Annotated in this window: 13 protein-coding genes; 8 read left to right on the top strand and 5 right to left on the bottom strand. The window is 38.3% G+C overall.

Features of this window, described 5'->3' with window-relative positions; all coding sequences use genetic code 11:
- Positions 1-152: 152 nt before the first annotated feature.
- Complete coding sequence (locus AC0VXV_RS13250) at positions 153-3,338, top strand: DEAD/DEAH box helicase (protein ID WP_475528647.1); 3,186 nt, start codon at positions 153-155, stop codon at positions 3,336-3,338.
- 42 nt (positions 3,339-3,380) lie between these two features.
- Here the strand turns inward: AC0VXV_RS13250 and AC0VXV_RS13245 are convergent, their stop codons facing one another.
- Positions 3,381-3,830: a universal stress protein gene (locus AC0VXV_RS13245; RefSeq protein ID WP_079528113.1), complete on the bottom strand. Its 450-nt coding sequence runs from the start codon at positions 3,828-3,830 to the stop codon at positions 3,381-3,383.
- Between the two features lie 108 nt (positions 3,831-3,938).
- Complete coding sequence (locus tag AC0VXV_RS13240) at positions 3,939-4,529, bottom strand: biotin transporter BioY (protein ID WP_475528645.1); 591 nt, start codon at positions 4,527-4,529, stop codon at positions 3,939-3,941.
- A gap of 202 nt (positions 4,530-4,731) precedes the next feature.
- Here AC0VXV_RS13240 and AC0VXV_RS13235 point away from each other — a divergent pair, with 202 nt between their 5' ends.
- Entirely contained in the window at positions 4,732-6,195 is a 1,464-nt protein-coding gene (locus AC0VXV_RS13235; RefSeq protein WP_475528643.1) for a protein adenylyltransferase SelO, read from the top strand.
- Positions 6,196-6,314: 119 nt separating this feature from the next.
- Here AC0VXV_RS13235 and nspC read toward each other — a convergent pair whose 3' ends face one another.
- From nspC to proC, 3 genes are all read right to left on the bottom strand, one after another.
- Positions 6,315-7,475, bottom strand: coding sequence for a carboxynorspermidine decarboxylase (gene nspC / locus AC0VXV_RS13230; RefSeq protein WP_475531468.1), 1,161 nt, complete (start codon positions 7,473-7,475; stop codon positions 6,315-6,317).
- 32 nt (positions 7,476-7,507) lie between these two features.
- Positions 7,508-8,737, bottom strand: a complete 1,230-nt coding sequence (locus tag AC0VXV_RS13225; RefSeq protein ID WP_475528642.1) for a saccharopine dehydrogenase family protein — start codon at positions 8,735-8,737, stop codon at positions 7,508-7,510.
- 202 nt (positions 8,738-8,939) lie between these two features.
- Positions 8,940-9,749 (bottom strand): pyrroline-5-carboxylate reductase, encoded by an 810-nt coding sequence (gene proC / locus AC0VXV_RS13220; RefSeq protein ID WP_475528640.1) that lies wholly within the window; start codon positions 9,747-9,749, stop codon positions 8,940-8,942.
- A 335-nt stretch (positions 9,750-10,084) separates the two neighbouring features.
- Here proC and AC0VXV_RS13215 point away from each other — a divergent pair, with 335 nt between their 5' ends.
- The 6 genes from AC0VXV_RS13215 to AC0VXV_RS13190 all read left to right on the top strand — a co-directional run bounded on the left by AC0VXV_RS13215 (position 10,085) and on the right by AC0VXV_RS13190 (position 17,608).
- The gene (locus AC0VXV_RS13215; protein ID WP_475528638.1) at positions 10,085-11,074 is read left to right on the top strand and encodes a DUF3196 family protein; all 990 of its coding nucleotides are present in this window, start codon (positions 10,085-10,087) and stop codon (positions 11,072-11,074) included.
- Between the two features lie 109 nt (positions 11,075-11,183).
- The gene (gene tig, locus AC0VXV_RS13210) at positions 11,184-12,473 is read left to right on the top strand and encodes a trigger factor (RefSeq protein ID WP_475528637.1); all 1,290 of its coding nucleotides are present in this window, start codon (positions 11,184-11,186) and stop codon (positions 12,471-12,473) included.
- A gap of 385 nt (positions 12,474-12,858) precedes the next feature.
- Positions 12,859-14,130, top strand: a complete 1,272-nt coding sequence (gene clpX / locus AC0VXV_RS13205) for an ATP-dependent protease ATP-binding subunit ClpX (RefSeq protein WP_079528094.1) — start codon at positions 12,859-12,861, stop codon at positions 14,128-14,130.
- 256 nt (positions 14,131-14,386) lie between these two features.
- Positions 14,387-16,729 carry an endopeptidase La gene (gene lon / locus AC0VXV_RS13200; RefSeq protein ID WP_475528635.1) on the top strand — a complete coding sequence of 781 codons (2,343 nt, stop codon included), beginning with the start codon at positions 14,387-14,389 and terminating at the stop codon, positions 16,727-16,729.
- Positions 16,729-17,310 (top strand): ribosome biogenesis GTP-binding protein YihA/YsxC, encoded by a 582-nt coding sequence (yihA, locus tag AC0VXV_RS13195; protein WP_339172233.1) that lies wholly within the window; start codon positions 16,729-16,731, stop codon positions 17,308-17,310. The genes lon and yihA overlap by 1 nt, the downstream gene beginning before the upstream one ends.
- Before the next feature lie 124 nt (positions 17,311-17,434).
- The gene (locus tag AC0VXV_RS13190) at positions 17,435-17,608 is read left to right on the top strand and encodes a YjfB family protein (protein WP_475528633.1); all 174 of its coding nucleotides are present in this window, start codon (positions 17,435-17,437) and stop codon (positions 17,606-17,608) included.
- Positions 17,609-17,698 lie beyond the last annotated feature (90 nt).

The following is a 17,698-nucleotide window of genomic DNA, read 5'->3' as shown; positions in this document are numbered from 1 at the left end:
AAAAATGATTTTTTTTTGCTCTTAATTATTTTCATTTTCTCACCTCATATCGTAATTATTGAAGAGTTAAAGGTTTTTTTCAGCTTCGCTTCGAACTAGTAATTCAATGAGTGACATGAGAAAATGGAGTGAATAGAAAAAGGGGGATCGGCATGGATATAAAACTATCGGAAAAACAAATAAAAAATCTATGCGGAGCCGTTTCTTTTAAAAAAGGGCAAACTTTTTATCAAACAGGGAAAGTGAATTTCCTGAAATATACGGATATGTATGGAGAAGCGGTTGTAAAAAGCACGGAACAATTCGTTGTCCGTATAGAAAAAGAGGGAACAGGTCAATTTAAATCATCGTGCAGTTGCCCGACATTGGATGATTTCAGTAAAAGCTGTCAACATGTAGCGGCGGTTCTTATCGCTATTTATAATCTCAACAAGAATAAGGCTCAATCGCTGCCAAATGATGAGTACAATGAAAAATTTATTTCTGAAAACAGCTTTCTTTCAATTTTTAAACAACAGACAGTACAAACGACAAGGCAGCAGCGTCACTTTGAAAAGCGAGAAGTATTGGATGTACAGTTCTTAATAACACCTGTTCAATTTACAGAACAAGACCCGGTTATTGGGATGAAACTCCAAGTTAATGGAGATCAGATTTTATCTATTCGGGAGTTTTTAACACAATTAAAAAATAAAATGCCATACCGGATTTCCCATAATACAACCTATAATTTTGAACAGTTTTGTTTTGATGAACAGCATGATGCCATATTACACTTCCTTATGAAAATTGTGGAAGATGATGCATTTTATAATGACATGCCTGTACAAAATCAGGAGCAGCATTTGCTGATCATTCCGCCTTCATCCTGGTATTTACTTTCTTCATTGATTTCGAATACGAAAAATGTTTCGTTATTTTATCAAAACGAAAGCTATGACGAAATAAAGATTAAAACACAGCCTACAGCACTTCGTTTTATCATTGAAACAAAAGGTGAAGAGTATCTACTTTATATAGAAGGAATTGAACGTGCTGTCTTGTTTCTTAGTTACCAGTTAGTGCTATTTGACGGCGAATTGACGCAAATGAGTGATGACAGCATGAAGCAGCTTTTCGAATTAAAGCAAATGCTTCAGCAAAAATCTGTATTAACAATTGAACATTCACACTGGGATTACTTCCGGGAACAGGTGATACCTAAACTGAAAAAAATAGGTGTTGTGGAAATGGCTCGTGAGCTTTCAGTAAAACAGATGGAAAACCCATTAGTTGTAAATGTTTATTTAGACCGTCTGAAAAACCGTTTCCTTGCAGGTGTGGAGTTTCAGTACGGGCAATTTGTTATTCAACCATTGGATGATCAGCTTTCGGATGACTTGTTCATCATACGCGATATCGAAAAGGAAGCAGCGGTTTTAGCGTTGATGGATAAAAGCGGCTTTACAAAAACGGATGGCGGCTACTATATGCAAAATGAAGAACTTGAATATGAGTTTTTATATCACCAGCTTCCAAAGCTCACAAAACTTGCAAAAATCTATGCAACAAATTCTGTTAAGCTACGGATTGCCAAAGAAAATAACTTTCCAAAAATCCGGGTGAATGTCCAAAAGGAACGGACAAATTGGCTTGAGTTTAAATTTGAAATGGATGGTGTTTCGAATAAGCAGATTAAAGAAATTTTAGCGGCAATTAAAGTGAAGCAAAAATATTATCGTTTACAAGATGGGGCATTGCTGTCTCTGGAGACGAGGGAAATCGAAGAAATTCAGCGCTTCCTTAGAGCAATTCCAGCTCAGGATGATGAGTATGAATTAACGTTTAATATGTCAATAATGGATAGTCTACCGTTTTTGGAGCAGTTTGATCAAAGTGATATATTCGAAGCGGAAGAATCGTTTAAACAGTTTACAGGGCAGTTATTACATCCTGAATCATTGAAATTTGAAGTTCCGGAAAGCTTGGAACCGATTCTTCGGGATTACCAGAAACATGGTTATAACTGGTTGAAATTGCTCTCGAATTATGGCTTCGGCGGTGTGCTTGCTGATGATATGGGGCTCGGGAAAACAGTTCAAAGTATTGCTTTTATCGTATCCGAATTGTCGATAATCCGTGCTAACAAACAGCCGGTTCTAATTGTTTGTCCATCATCGCTTTCATACAATTGGCTTTATGAGTTCATGCAATTTGCACCGGAAGTCGAAGCTATTGTCATTGATGGGGAAGTAGCGGAGCGGCGTCATTTACTGCGTACAATAGAAGATCATGATGTCATTATTACAACCTATCCGTTATTACGTAAAGATAGCGCGTTCTATGAACGTCAGCATTTCCATACGGTATTTTTTGACGAAGCGCAGGCATTTAAAAATCCTGTAACACAGACAGCAAGAACGGTGAAAAGAATCAATGCGACAAATCGCTTTGGTTTAACAGGGACACCAATTGAAAACTCGTTATCGGAATTATGGTCGATTTACCGTGTTATCTTTCCACAGCTGTTCCGTGAGCTAGAAGAGTTCCGCCATATGCAGCGAAAAGATATTGCACGAAGAGTACGGCCGTTTCTCCTTCGCCGAATGAAAGAACATGTATTAGGTGAATTACCTCAAAAAGAGGAAATGATTGAAAAAGCTGAACTGTTACCGGAGCAAAAAGCGTTATATACAGCCTATTTGGCTAAGTTGCGTGTTGATACAATGAAGCATCTGGACAAAGAAACGTTCCATAAAAACCGTATTCGTATTTTGGCGGGAATTACGAGACTGCGTCAAATCTGCTGTCACCCGGCACTGTTTGTCGAAGGGTATAAAGGTGGTTCTGCAAAGTTTGAACAGCTGTTCCGCTTATTGGAACAATCGAAGGCGTCAGGCCGACGGGTATTAATATTTTCACAGTTTACGCAAATGCTTAAAATGATTGCGACAGAGCTTTCAAAGCGAGGGGAACAATATTTTTATCTTGATGGACAAACACCTTCGGAAGAGCGGATTGCACTTTGTAACTCTTTTAATGATGGGGAGCGGGATATGTTTTTAATTTCATTAAAAGCAGGTGGTACCGGACTGAATCTAACAGGGGCAGATACAGTTATTTTATATGATTTATGGTGGAATCCGGCAGTAGAGGAACAAGCAGCTGACCGTGCCCATCGTATGGGGCAAAAGGAAGTTGTACAAGTTATTAAACTTATTGCAAACGGAACGATTGAGGAAAAAATGAGTGAGCTTCAACAGAAAAAGAAAATGCTTATTTCGGATATATTGGACGGTGATGAATCGTCGAGGGGAACATTAACCGAGCAAGATATCAGGGAAATTTTAATGATTTAAAAAAGGCTATGAGGACATTTTTATGCACCTCATAACCTTTTTTTATTTTTCTGGTGTACGTACAATTAAGACATCACATGTTGCATGTCGGACAATTGCTTCAGTAGTGGAGCCCATGAACATCTGCTCGGCCGCATTTGATCCGGTTGCACCACAAATGATAATATCTGCTGGCGCATGCTCTGAAAGCCTTCTTGCTAAAATTGTCTTAGGCGTCCCTTTTGTTAAAATTTTATTAATCGAAGGAATACCTGCATCTTTTGCTTCCAATTCATAGCGGTCCAATAAAACTTCGCCATGTTTCCGAACCAGTTCAACCATATTATCATAAAGCATATCAAAAGATGCGGAGAAGCTCGTATCGATTACATGGATAATATGTAAAGTCGAGCCAATATTTCTTTTTGCTATATCAATCGATTTTTGAAAAGCGAGTTCGCTTATTTCTGAACCATCTACTGCAACAACTATATTTTGATAATGATTTGCCATATGAAATTCCTCCTTCATCTTTTGAATAAAGTATACCAAATATATGAATCTCGGTATAATGATGACGCCGAGAACATGTGATGAGGAATTCTACTGCCACCTACTATATTATTTTGTAGGCAGGATTTTCAGGATCTTTTGAATACGATAAGCAAAGAACCCGGCAAAAATTGAAAGAATAATATCTTTTGGCATTGGAGGAATCATCCATAGCCACGCAATTTTAAATGTAAAACCTTCAGGTGCGGATGCCCATAATGTATAGGCAAAATACATCCATGTTGTTCCTATAATATAGTTAACTGCCATCGCAATAAGTGCCCCAATAATATAGGCAAGTCGCGTTTGAAACTTTTCGGCAATTTTACCGGCAATATATGCACTAATAATAAACGTTACGATAAAGCCGAAAGTTGGAAGTAGAATCGCCGAAAATCCGCCCGAGAATTTAGAAAATACCGGTGCCCCTGCTAACCCGATAAACATATAAACTGCACATGCAATGGCTCCTTTTTTTGCTCCAAGCACTAAACCTGCTAATATTGCAAAAAATGCTTGTAATGTTATCGGCACACCACCGACCGTTAGAAAAGGCACAAATGATGTAATATTTGCTCCTACCATAATAAGTGTCGCAAAAAGTGCACTGTAAATTAAATCGATTGTTTTAAAGCTTTGTGTTTTGTGAACAGTCTCCATACATTACTCCCCTTGTTGTTAACTTCTATATTATTTTGGTTAACATAAATATAAAGTGAGTTTTGTTTTGTGTCAACTTTTATTTTTGGTAGGTTAACATATGAAAAGAGTATTTATATAAACATAACCGGGCGTAATTTTGGTTAACTTATATAAAAAAGTTTATAATAAATGCATCTTTGAAAGGAATGAGGCGAAAACAATGACAGATAAAAAGCAGAATTTTGGTTTTCGTTTTAATAACAGTTACATGGAGTTGCCGCAAACTTTTTATTCCCATGTAACGTCTAATGAAGTGACATCACCTTCAATCGTCATCTTTAACCGTACATTAGCAGAGCAGCTTGGTTTAGAGGCTCAGGAATTAAAAGAGCATGGTGCCGCAATTTTGGCGGGACATGAAATGCCGGATGGTGCAGCACAAATTGCACAAGCCTATGCAGGACATCAATTCGGACATTTTAATATGTTAGGCGACGGAAGAGCGTTATTAATCGGAGAGCATATCACGCCAAAAGGTGAACGATTTGATCTTCAGTTAAAAGGATCCGGTCTTACGCCATATTCTCGTGGTGGCGATGGACGTGCTGCACTCGGTCCAATGTTGCGAGAGTTTATCATCAGTGAGGCAATGCATGCACTTTCGATTCCGACAACACGCAGCTTAGCCGTTACGGCAACTGGTAATATAATCTATCGTGAAACGGCTTTGGAAGGCGCTGTTTTAACTCGGGTTGCCGCAAGTCACTTGCGGGTCGGGACGTTCCAGTATGCGGCTGCATTTGGCGAAGCGGACGACTTAAAAGCTTTGGCAGATTATGCAATCCGGCGCCATTATCCCGAGCTTTTGCACGCAGAAAACCGCTATCTTGCATTTCTCGAAGCGGTGCTTGATAGACAAGCTGCCCTTATAGCGAAATGGCAAAGTGTCGGCTTTATTCATGGTGTAATGAATACCGATAATATGACAATCAGCGGTGAAACAATCGATTATGGGCCATGTGCGTTTATGGATACGTATGATGTGGCAACTGTATTCAGTTCGATTGACCGTCAGGGGCGTTATGCCTACCGCAATCAACCGCCGATCGCATCATGGAATTTAACCCGTTTTGCTGAGAGCTTGCTGCCGCTCCTTCATGAAAATGAAGAGGAAGCAATTCAACTAGCACAAAATATTCTTGGGAAATTCCCATCAATTTATGAAGCTTATTATTATAGCGAAATGCGGGAAAAATTAGGTCTTCTTTCAATTGATGAACAGGATGAGAAGCTGATTGATAATCTGCTGAATTTAATGGAAGAACACGAAGTGGATTATACAAATACTTTCCGTGCATTGTCGAAAGGTAAACGACCGAATAATGACTTGTTCCAGTCAGAGGCATTTAAACAGTGGGAAAAAACATGGTTTGAACGGATCGAACAGCAAGACACGACAATTGATGAAACGATGCAAGTGATGCAGTCTGTTAATCCGGCCGTTATTCCAAGAAATCACTTTGTGGAACAGGCAATTGAACAATTTGCAGAAGGCGACCCGTCAATGTTTGCTGAGATGCTGCAAGTGCTGACAAGTCCGTTTAATGTAACGGAGCAGTACAAAAAATATACAGATCCACCGACAGACGAACAACCACCGTTTGTAAGCTATTGTGGAACTTAAAAAACGAGCATGGTACAACATAAAAGTTGTTGCCGTGCTCGTTTTACGGAACTTCTGAAAATAAAAAACACCCATTTCCTCATGGAGAAATGGATGTTTTTGTTACCCTGTATTGTTAATTAAGATAGACGGTTACGGTAGTCCTCGTATTGGAAAGTACGAATTACTTTTACACCATCTTGTTCATTGTAAGTGCAAATACTTGGTAAATTTACACCATTGAACATATGCGTTTTTACCATTGTATAATGGGCCATGTCCGTAAAGACAAGTTTGTCGCCTGCTTGAAGCGGCTCATCAAAAGAATAATCTCCGATAATGTCACCTGCTAAGCAAGTCATGCCGCCTAAACGATATGTGTAAGTTTTTTCGTTTGGCTGACCCGAACCGATAATATGCGCGCGATAAGGCATTTCAAGCGTATCTGGCATATGACAAGTAGCTGAAGAGTCGACAATTGCAAGCTCCATACCGTTATGCACGATATCAAGCACTGTCGCCACTAAATATCCTGTATTCAGTGCAATTGCTTCGCCTGGCTCTAAAATAACTTTTACGCCATATGTTTCTTGGATGCGGTTGATTAAGCTGACTAATAGCTCAACATTATAACCTGGTTTTGTAATATGGTGTCCTCCGCCGAAGTTGATCCACTTCATTTGATGCAAGTATTCACCATATTTCTCTTCAAAGTGTACTAAAATACGCTCCAGAACTTCAGCACCTTGCTCACACATTGCATGGAAGTGAATGCCTTCAACACCGTCAATTTCATCCGGACGGAATGACTCCACCGGAATACCTAAACGTGAGTTAATATAGCAAGGGTCATACAAAGGTGTTTCCACTTCTGAATAACCAGGATTTACACGTAAACCAATTGAAATGTTTTTCTCGTGATTTAACACTTTATCTTTGTATTTATTTAACTGATCAAATGAGTTAAATACAATATGGTCGACATAAGTTAAATACTCATCGATTTCATGCTCTGCATAAGCAGGAGCGTAAGCGTGTACTTCCTTGCCGAATTCTTCAAAACCAAGACGTGCTTCAAATAGTGAGGAAGATGTAATCCCCGCTAAATAATTGCGCGCCATCGGAAATGTTGACCACATGGAAAAGCCTTTAAGTGCAAGTAAAATATCACAATTCGTACGATCTTGTACGGATTTTAACAGTTTTAAATTGCGCTCAAGTAATCGCTCGTCCACTACGAAGGCTGGTGATGGTGCCTGTGACCAGTCTATGCCTGTTTCTTCTGCAAGAGCAGCCGCCATCACAGGTTTTTTAGTATTTTTAATATCTTCCATTATGCTTTTTCTCCAGCAGAAGTGAATTCCAAGTCGATTAATTCAGGGTTTTCTGTTTCGTGCCATGGTAACCCCCATTTATTTAATGCATCCATGAATGGGTCTGGATTGAAGTCTTCTACATTCCATACACCTGGTTTTTGCCATTCGCCATTCATTACAAGCATAGCGCCGATCATTGCCGGTACACCAGTTGTGTAAGAAATCGCCTGTGAGCCAACTTCTCTGTAGCATTCTTGGTGATCACATACATTGTATACATAGTAAGTTTTTTCTTTACCGTCTTTAATACCGCGAACGATACAGCCGATGTTTGTTTTACCCTTTGTAAGAGGACCTAATGTAGCTGGGTCTGGTAAAACAGCTTTTAAAAACTGGATTGGCTGAATCATTTGTCCTTGGAATTCGATTGGCTCAATTGAAGTCATACCTACATTTTCAAGAACGCGTAAATGTGTTAAGTATTTTTCGCCAAACGTCATCCAGAAGCGAATTTGTTTTAAACCTTTAATGTTTTTCGCTAAAGATTCTAATTCTTCATGGTATAGAAGGTAGCAATCTTTTTCACCGATTTCCGGTAAGTTATAAACTGTTTTATATTCTAAAGGCTCCGTTTCAACCCACTCGCCATCTTTCCAGAAACGTCCGTTCGCAGTAATTTCGCGAATGTTGATTTCAGGGTTGAAGTTTGTTGCGAATGGAAGTCCGTGGTCTCCACCGTTTGCATCAACGATATCGATGTAATGAATTTCATCGAAATGATGCTTTTGTGCATGCGCTGTGAATACGCCTGTTACACCTGGGTCAAAACCTGAACCTAGAAGCGCAGTAATACCTGCTTCTTCAAAACGCTCTTTATACGCCCATTGCCATTTATATTCGAATTTAGCAGTATCCAAAGGCTCGTAGTTCGCTGTATCTACATAGTGCGTCTTCGTTGCTAAACATGCATCCATAATAGTTAAGTCTTGATATGGTAAAGCTACATTGATCACCACATCTGGATTAAATCCATTGATTAGGTCAATTAGTTCCTCGGTGTTATCCGCATCCACTTGTGCTGTGTGAATAATCGTTTTTCCACCATCTAATTTTTCTTTTAAAGCATCACATTTTGATTTTGTTCGACTTGCGATCATAATCTCTTCGAATACTTCTGAGTTTTGTACACATTTATGTACGACAACGCTAGCTACTCCGCCAGCTCCAATAATCAATGCTTTACCCAATTTCTTGTCACGCTCCAAATCTATAATTTTTTGGTTTCATTTTTGAAACAAGATTGATTATATAGAATAGTACGGTAGTTAGCAATTATGTTCTCATATTTTTTTTTAAAGAATTGATAGAAATTAGAAACATAAATTATTATTATTTTTGACCAGAAAAGAAAATGCCCAGTGAGAAGTCAAATCCACTGGACAGGTATTTCTATTTAATTGTTTGTTTTTGCAAAAATGTATCACGATTCGTAACGGCATCAACGGCTTCGTAAATTGTACTTTCGAAGTGATTGACTTGAAGGGAAGTGACACCTTGAATTGTCGTTCCTCCTGGCGAACATACTTGATCGATCAATGCCCATGGGTGAGATTCGGACTGTAATACCATTTGCGCACTGCCTAATACAGAGCTTGCTGCAATTTGAAGTGCCATATCTTTTGGCATTCCTTCACGAACTGCCGCACGTGCCAATGAGTCGATATAAAGGTAAGTGAAGGCAGGAGAAGCACAACCGATTGTTGTAAAGATTGAGAATAGGTTTTCAGGAAGCTCGACAATTGTTCCAACTGTAGCAAAAAGCTTCTCAACGATTGCTTTTTGACCGGCACTAGCTTTCTGAGTTGAATAACAACTTGTCGATGCCCCAATTGTTGCGTTGATATTCGGCATAACGCGGAAAATAGACGTTTCGCTTCCAAGTTCCTCGTGTAAATAATCGAGTGATTTTCCGGCAGCGATTGAAATGACGATGTGTTTATTTGTCAGGTGTTGTTTAATTGCGGGCAAAACTTCTTCAAACATTTGAGGTTTTACAGCGATGACAATAACGTCAACTTGTTCCATTAACTGTTCGATCGTATCGGCTGCCTGAATACCGTATTTATGTACAAGGTCATCGGTTTTTTCGCGGCTCCGATTCATCCCGTATACATCAGCAGAATTAAATTGTTCGCTTGTAATCATGCCGTGAATAATCGCGCCAGCCATGTTTCCAAGGCCGATAAATCCAAATTTCATTTATAAATCCTTCTTTCAATTAATTTATTACGTAAATATTCATAGCGCTTAGTATACCGCACTGGTCGGTCAATGCAACCAGAACGACTTTTTTCATGTACAAAAATAACCTTCATTCTGCTGTTATTATCATTAAAATAGGTTATTTCCAAGTAAGAACGGGAACATTGAGGAAAAAGGGTTTATGACTTCGGATTAAATTACGCATACGAGTAATAAATTGTATATAACTATAATTTTTGAGTGCTTATTGTTGGAATGAATAAACAACGTTAAAATAAATGCAATTGACGAAGAGTGCAACTGCATTACTTTGTCGCCGATGGAGTGATTAGATGAAAGAAAATAAAAAGAATAAAGATCATGGAAAAGTAATTTTATTTCCAGGCATGACGGACCGGTTATTTAATGAAGCGAAATATTTGGCTGAAAATAACCAATACAAAGAAGCGAATGAGTTATTTGAGCAAGCTTTGTTGCTAGGTGAAGGGGATGAAATGTCACTTAGTATATTTGCGTACTCATTATATGAAGAAAAAAATTTCGAACGTGCGAAACAAGTATGTGAGGAATTGCTTGCGATAGGTCCTAACATGTACTTTGAAGTAATGGAACTGTACTTAACGATCTGCATGCAATTACGCCAATTTAAACAAGTTGAAAAAATCATTGAATCATTGTTTGACGAGCAGTTAATTCCTGATCATGAAGTGGAAAAATTCGAACGCTTAAAAAACTTGAATGCCCATATTGCCGAAAATCAGGAATCCCATTTTCAAGCACCAATTATTGAAGATGACGAACATGAGGAATTTACGGCAACAGAATTTTTAAATATGTCCGCACAACAGCAATTGATGCTGATTCATGAGCTTACGGAAAAGAATGTACGTCCATATGCAACTGATTTAAAAGCCACCATTGAAAACAATGCAATACAACCGTTTATAAAAAGTCTACTGCTCATCCTGCTTGTTGAACAGGAAATCAATATGACGGTTACTGTTACAAAATTTGATCAGTCCATAGAATTAAACCCGGTGAATTTTCCGTTGCCGACGAAGCTGCCTCAATATACTGAAATTACGGAAATAATAGCGGAACAATTGACGCAGGAGCCTTCGACATTAGAGTTTGCGATGCACTTAATCGATAAGCATGCAATCGTCCTTTATCCGTATGAATGGTCCGGGTATTCCAGTGAAGAAGTTGCTGCAGGCTATATCGATTTCGTGAAAACAATGTTCGGTGAAGATGGAGAAAAGAATGGTGGAATAGTAACTTTTTTACAAAAAATAGAAAAAATGTCGGATTTGCAAGAGTAGTGAAAAAAGTTGAAACATTGAGCATCTATGTTATACTAAAATGGTTGTCAAACAATATATATGACGAGTTTGTTTATTCAAACGAATGTTAACTTTGGAGGTAATATATATGTCAGTAAAATGGGAAAAACAAGAAGGTAACGAAGGTTTATTAACGGTTACTGTAGAAGCTGCAGAAGTTGATAAAGCTTTAGACCAAGCTTTCAAAAAAGTAGTAAAACAAATTAATGTACCAGGTTTCCGTAAAGGAAAAATGCCTCGTAACGTATTTGAAAAAATGTACGGTGTAGAAGCTCTTTACCAAGATGCTTTAGAAATCGTTATCAATTCTTCATACCCAGTTGCTTTAGACGAAGCTGGTATTGAGCCAGTTGACTACCCAGAAATCGCGGGTACTGAGAATTTCGCTAAAGGTACTGACTTCACATACACTGCAACAGTAACTGTGAAACCAGAACCTAAATTAGGTGAATACAAAGGTTTAGAAGTAACAAAACAATCTGCTGAAGTAACAGACGAAGAAGTTCAATCTTTAATCGACGCTCAATTAGCTAAAAAAGCTGAATTGGAAATTAAAGAAGATGAAGCAATCGTTGAAGGCGATACAGCTGTAATCGATTTCGAAGGTTTTGTTGGTGAAGAAGCATTCGAAGGCGGTAAAGGTGAAGACTACTCATTAGAAATCGGTTCTGGTTCATTCATTCCAGGTTTCGAAGAGCAATTAGTAGGTGCTAAAACTGGTGAAACGAAAGATGTATTAGTTACTTTCCCAGAAGAATACCATGCTGCTGAATTAGCTGGTAAAGAAGCGAAATTCGTTGTAACAGTTAAAGAAGTTAAAACAAAAGTATTACCTGACTTAACTGATGAGTTCGCTAAAGAAATCGATCCAGAAGTTGAAACTGTAGAAGCATTACGCACTAAATTAAAAGAAACAACTTTAGCTAACAAAGAAGCAGACGTAGAAGCTTCTTTACGCGACGAGTTAGTTGAAAAAGCGGCTGCTAATGCAGAAGTTGAAATTCCACAAGGTATGATCAACACTGAAGTTGACCGTATGGTTCAAGAATTCGGCCAACGCTTACAAATGCAAGGTATGAACTTAGATCTATACTACCAATTCTCAGGTCAAAACGAAGAAGCATTACGTACTCAAATGGCTGAAGAAGCTGTAAACCGTGTACGTGTATCTTTAGTTTTAGAAGCAATTGGTCAAGCTGAAAATATTGAAGTATCTGAAGAAGATATCAATACAGAAGTTGAAAAAATGGCTGCTCAATTCGGAATGTCAAACGACCAAATTTTAACTGCTTTAGGTGGAACTCAAGTTCTTGAGAACGATATCCGCACTCAAAAAACAGTTGAATTCCTAGTTGAAAACGCTAAAATTTCAAACTAATTATTTGTTTTGAATAATCGAATTCGATTTCGATCCTGTACTGATTCATGACCATGGTGAAGCAAGAGTCAGTACAGACAAGTACCGGTTTTATTCCTGGGCTACCGTCTAACATAAAGATAAAACTAGTACGGATTGAATAAAATGAGATTTTGACAAGGTACGGTATTCCCGTGCCTTGTTTTCTACCTTTGAATACATACATATAATAGTTGGTTCATTTGAATATTTAATGATAAAAAGTTACAATATAATTTCATTAACTATTGAACAGCCAGCAAAGTTTAATAGGACATAAAATAAGCTAGTAACAACGCGCAATCAATTTATTTGATAAAACAACTAGAATCTTGTAAGATTGTTGCTTGAATAGGGGTGAACCAAATTGTTTAAATTTAATGATGAAAAAGGCAATTTAAAATGCTCTTTTTGTGGTAAACCACAAGAACAAGTTCGTAAACTGGTTGCAGGACCAGGCGTATATATTTGTGATGAATGTATCGAACTATGCTCAGAGATCGTAGTGGAAGAGTTAGGGATCGAAGAGGAAATCGAGTTCAATGAAATTCCAAAACCTAAAGAGATTTTAAATATTTTAGGTGAATATGTAATCGGACAAGAACGTGCAAAAAAAGCATTGGCAGTTGCTGTATATAATCACTATAAACGTATTAATTCGAATTCCAAAATTGACGATGTTGAATTATCAAAATCGAATATCGTATTAATCGGACCAACTGGTAGCGGTAAAACTTTACTAGCTCAAACGTTGGCGCGTATTTTAAATGTACCATTCGCAATTGCTGACGCGACAAGCTTAACTGAAGCAGGTTATGTTGGTGAGGATGTTGAAAATATTCTTTTAAAACTAATCCAGGCTGCAGATTATGATATAGAACGTGCAGAAAAGGGTATCATTTATATTGATGAGATTGACAAGGTTGCACGTAAATCTGAAAATCCTTCAATTACACGTGACGTATCAGGCGAAGGTGTACAACAAGCATTACTGAAAATTTTAGAAGGTACAGTTGCAAGTGTTCCTCCACAAGGCGGACGTAAGCATCCACACCAGGAGTTCCTTCAAATCGATACATCGAACATCCTATTTATCGTAGGTGGAGCATTTGATGGAATCGAAACTATTATTAAACGTCGTCAAGGCGAAAAAGTAATCGGCTTTGCTTCAACTCAGAATAAAGGTATCGATGAAGACGCTTCAATTATGTCACAGTTAATTCCTGAAGACTTATTGAAATTCGGTTTAATTCCGGAATTTATCGGACGTTTACCGGTATTGGCTACTTTAGAGCAGTTAAATGTTGATGCATTAGTACAAATTTTAACTGAGCCTAAAAACGCTTTAGCAAAACAATACCAAAAAATGTTGGAGCTAGATGATGTAGAGCTGGAGTTTGAAGACGAAGCGCTTGTTGAAATTGCTAAATTGGCAATCGAACGCAAAACAGGTGCCCGTGGTCTTCGTTCAATCATCGAAGCAACAATGCTTGATGTAATGTTTGAATTGCCTTCACGTGAAGATATTAAAAAATGTATCATTACAGCTGAAACAATTCGCGATAAAGCAGATCCAAAATTAATTTTGGATGATGGGTCTGAATTGAAAAAAGATGACAACAAAAAAACTTCAGCTTAATTTATAGCTGAATGAATTTCAACTATGTAGCTGACTTAGACTTCTCAAGCAAGTCCAAAGTCAGCTTTTTCTTACAAAACGTATATACATAATTTTTCGGATATTTTCGCCGAATATTACAGGTTTTGGAGCGTTTTTCTGTTTGCTCGAGTATTTAGAGCACATAAACTCGGTAAAATCTGGACACAGTTACGCTTAGGCGTAATTGACAAGGAACTTACACATACTTATATTGCGGGTTGTTTTTAAGATTTGGATGGAGGTGAATACCCGCGTGACAAAAAAATTAACTAATATGCCAGTTTTACCGTTAAGAGGACTTCTTGTATACCCAACGATGGTTTTACATATTGATGTGGGTCGAGAACGTTCTATTGCTGCATTAGAACATGCGATGCTTGAAGATAGCACAATCTTTTTAGTAACTCAAAAAGATTTACGTGTTGATTCACCGGGAAAAGCAGATCTTTATAAAATGGGGACGTTAGCGAAAGTAAAACAAATGCTAAAGCTTCCGAATGGAACATTACGTATTCTGGTTGAAGGTTTAAACCGTGCGGAAATGGTTCGTTATGAAGATTCCGGTAAATTTACAACTGCAGATTTGGAACTATTTGAAGATGAGCTGCACAAAGATGCGGAAACGGAAGCTTTAATGCGTACTGTGTTATCGTATTTCGAAAAATACGCAAAATCTTCAAATAAAATTACGACGGAAACAATCGAATCGGTGCTTGATATTGAAGAACCGGGCCGATTAGCGGATGTCATAGCTTCTCATTTACCTTTCAAAATTAATGAAAAGCAAGAAGTGCTCGATATTACGAACATTAAGAAGCGTTTGGATCACTTAATGATTCGTTTGCATGACGAGCAGGAGATTTTAAATCTCGAGAAAAAAATCAGCACAAAAGTGAAGCAGGCGATGGAGCGCACACAGAAAGAGTATTATCTGCGTGAGCAAATGAAAGCAATTCAAACAGAGCTTGGTGACCGCGAAGGAAAAACGGGTGAAATTGCCGAACTTCGTAAAAAAATCGATAGTGCCGGAATGCCGGAGTCTACACAAAAAGTTGCATTAAAAGAACTGGATCGCTACGAAAAGTTACCTGCTGCAAGTGCAGAGAGTGGTGTCATCCGCAACTATTTGGAATGGCTTGTTTCGATTCCTTGGACAGAAAAAACAGAAGACCGTATTGATATTGCCTATGCTGAAGAAATTTTAAATCGCGATCATGATGGGTTAGAAAAAGTGAAAGAGCGTGTTTTAGAATATTTATCAGTACGTCAATTAATGAATTCATTGCGTGGTCCGATTTTATGTTTAGCAGGACCTCCGGGCGTAGGTAAAACGAGTTTAGCGCGTTCTATTGCAGAAAGCCTTGACCGTAAATTTGTCCGTGTTTCACTTGGCGGTGTGCGTGATGAGTCTGAAATTCGTGGTCACCGTCGTACGTATGTCGGCGCAATGCCGGGACGTATCATTCAAGGGATGAAAAAAGCAGGCACGACAAACCCTGTATTTTTACTCGATGAAATTGATAAAATGTCAAACGACTTCCGTGGTGATCCTTCTGCTGCAATGCTTGAAGTATTGGACCCGGAGCAAAATAATACATTCAGTGATCACTTCATTGAAGAGCCATACAATTTGCAAGATGTATTATTCATCGCAACAGCAAATGATTTAAGTACGATTCCTGCACCATTACTGGATCGTATGGAAGTCATTAATATCGCAGGTTATACAGAATTTGAAAAAGTAGAAATTACTAAGAACCATTTGATTCCGAAACAGATGAAGGAACATGGTTTGAAGAAAATGCAAATGGCAATGAAAGACGAAGCGATTACGGATTTAATTCGTTACTATACACGTGAAGCTGGTGTTCGTGGATTGGAACGCCAAGTTGCGACTGTTTGCCGTAAAGCTGCGAAAAAAATCGTATCTGGCGAAAAGAAAAAAGTAACGGTCAACTCTAAAGTATTAGTGGATATGCTTGGGAAACACCGCTTCCGCTATGGACAGGCGGAAATGGAAAACCAAGTAGGTGTAGCTACAGGACTTGCCTATACGACAGTCGGAGGAGATACATTACAAATCGAGGTTTCGTTAACACCTGGTAAAGGTAAATTAATTTTAACAGGGAAGCTTGGCGATGTAATGAAGGAATCCGCACAAATTGCGCTTTCATTTGTCCGCACATTAACAAACGATTTAGGTGTGGATGCTGATTATTTCGATCAGCACGATATTCATGTCCACGTTCCGGAAGGCGCAGTACCAAAAGATGGTCCTTCAGCAGGTATTACGATGACGACTGCTATTGTGTCTGCAATAACTGGAAAAGCAATTAAACGCGAAATTGGAATGACTGGAGAAGTAACATTACGGGGTCGTGTACTGCCAATCGGCGGCTTAAAAGAGAAATCATTAAGTGCCCACCGTGCGGGATTAACGACGATTATCATTCCGCAAGACAATGAACGTGATATTGATGATATTCCTGAAACAATTCGTGAGCAACTCACATTTAAACTAGTTTCACAAGCGGAAGAAGTTCTTGCGCTCGCACTAGATGGAGGTTTTAATAAGTAATGAAAGTCCATAACGTAGAAATGATCGGCAGCTTTGTCCGACCAGAACAGTTCCCGGAAGACGGGCTACCTGAATTCGCTTTAGCGGGTCGTTCAAATGTCGGCAAATCTTCGTTTATCAATCGTATGATTGGCCGTAAAGCAATGGCGCGTATTTCGTCAAAACCTGGTAAAACACAACAGCTAAACTTCTATAAAATTGAAGAGCAGCTTTATTATGTTGACGTACCAGGATACGGCTATGCAAAAGTTTCAAAATCAGAACGTGCAGCATGGGGAAGAATGATCGAGCAGTACTTTATGAGTCGTGAACAGTTAAGAGCGGTTGTCTTAATTGTTGATATTCGCCATAACCCAACTTCAGATGACTGCATGATGTATGATTTTTTAAAGCATTACAATATCCCGGTTATAGTTGTTGCAACTAAGGCCGACAAAATTCCGAAAGGGAAATGGGATAAGCATAAAAAGATTGTTCGCGAAACATTACAAATGGAAAAGCAAGATCCATTAATTGTGTTTTCTTCTGAAAAAGGTCTTGGTTTTGAAGAGGCTTGGGCCGAAATTGAATCACGCATGTAAACAATGCAACCTCGAATTAACTTTCGGGGTTGTTTTTTATTTTGGTCAATTTACTTTCAGAAATAATAATAATTACTTGATATTAATGGTATTTAGCCGATAAAGGTAAATAGGAGGTGTACATTTGGATATTGCTGCATTAGCGATGTCGATGAAACATACTGATTTGATGCAAGATGTTTCATTGGCCATGACGAAAAAAATGATGGAGTTTCAGCAAGAAAATGCGGAACAAATAGTCGAAGTGATCGATGCGTCACACCCCATATTAGGTAAAACAATCGATATTTCCGTATAAATAATTTCGACAACCAATGCCAATAGTAGTCAAATTTGTTACACTTATATAGGTCCTGCAACAATATTTGGGGTTAAATACAAATATTTC

Source organism: Solibacillus sp. iso_87 (assembly GCF_056173085.1).
The sequence above is the reverse complement of the archived record's forward strand: the minus strand, read 5'-3'. Positions and strand labels throughout refer to the sequence as shown.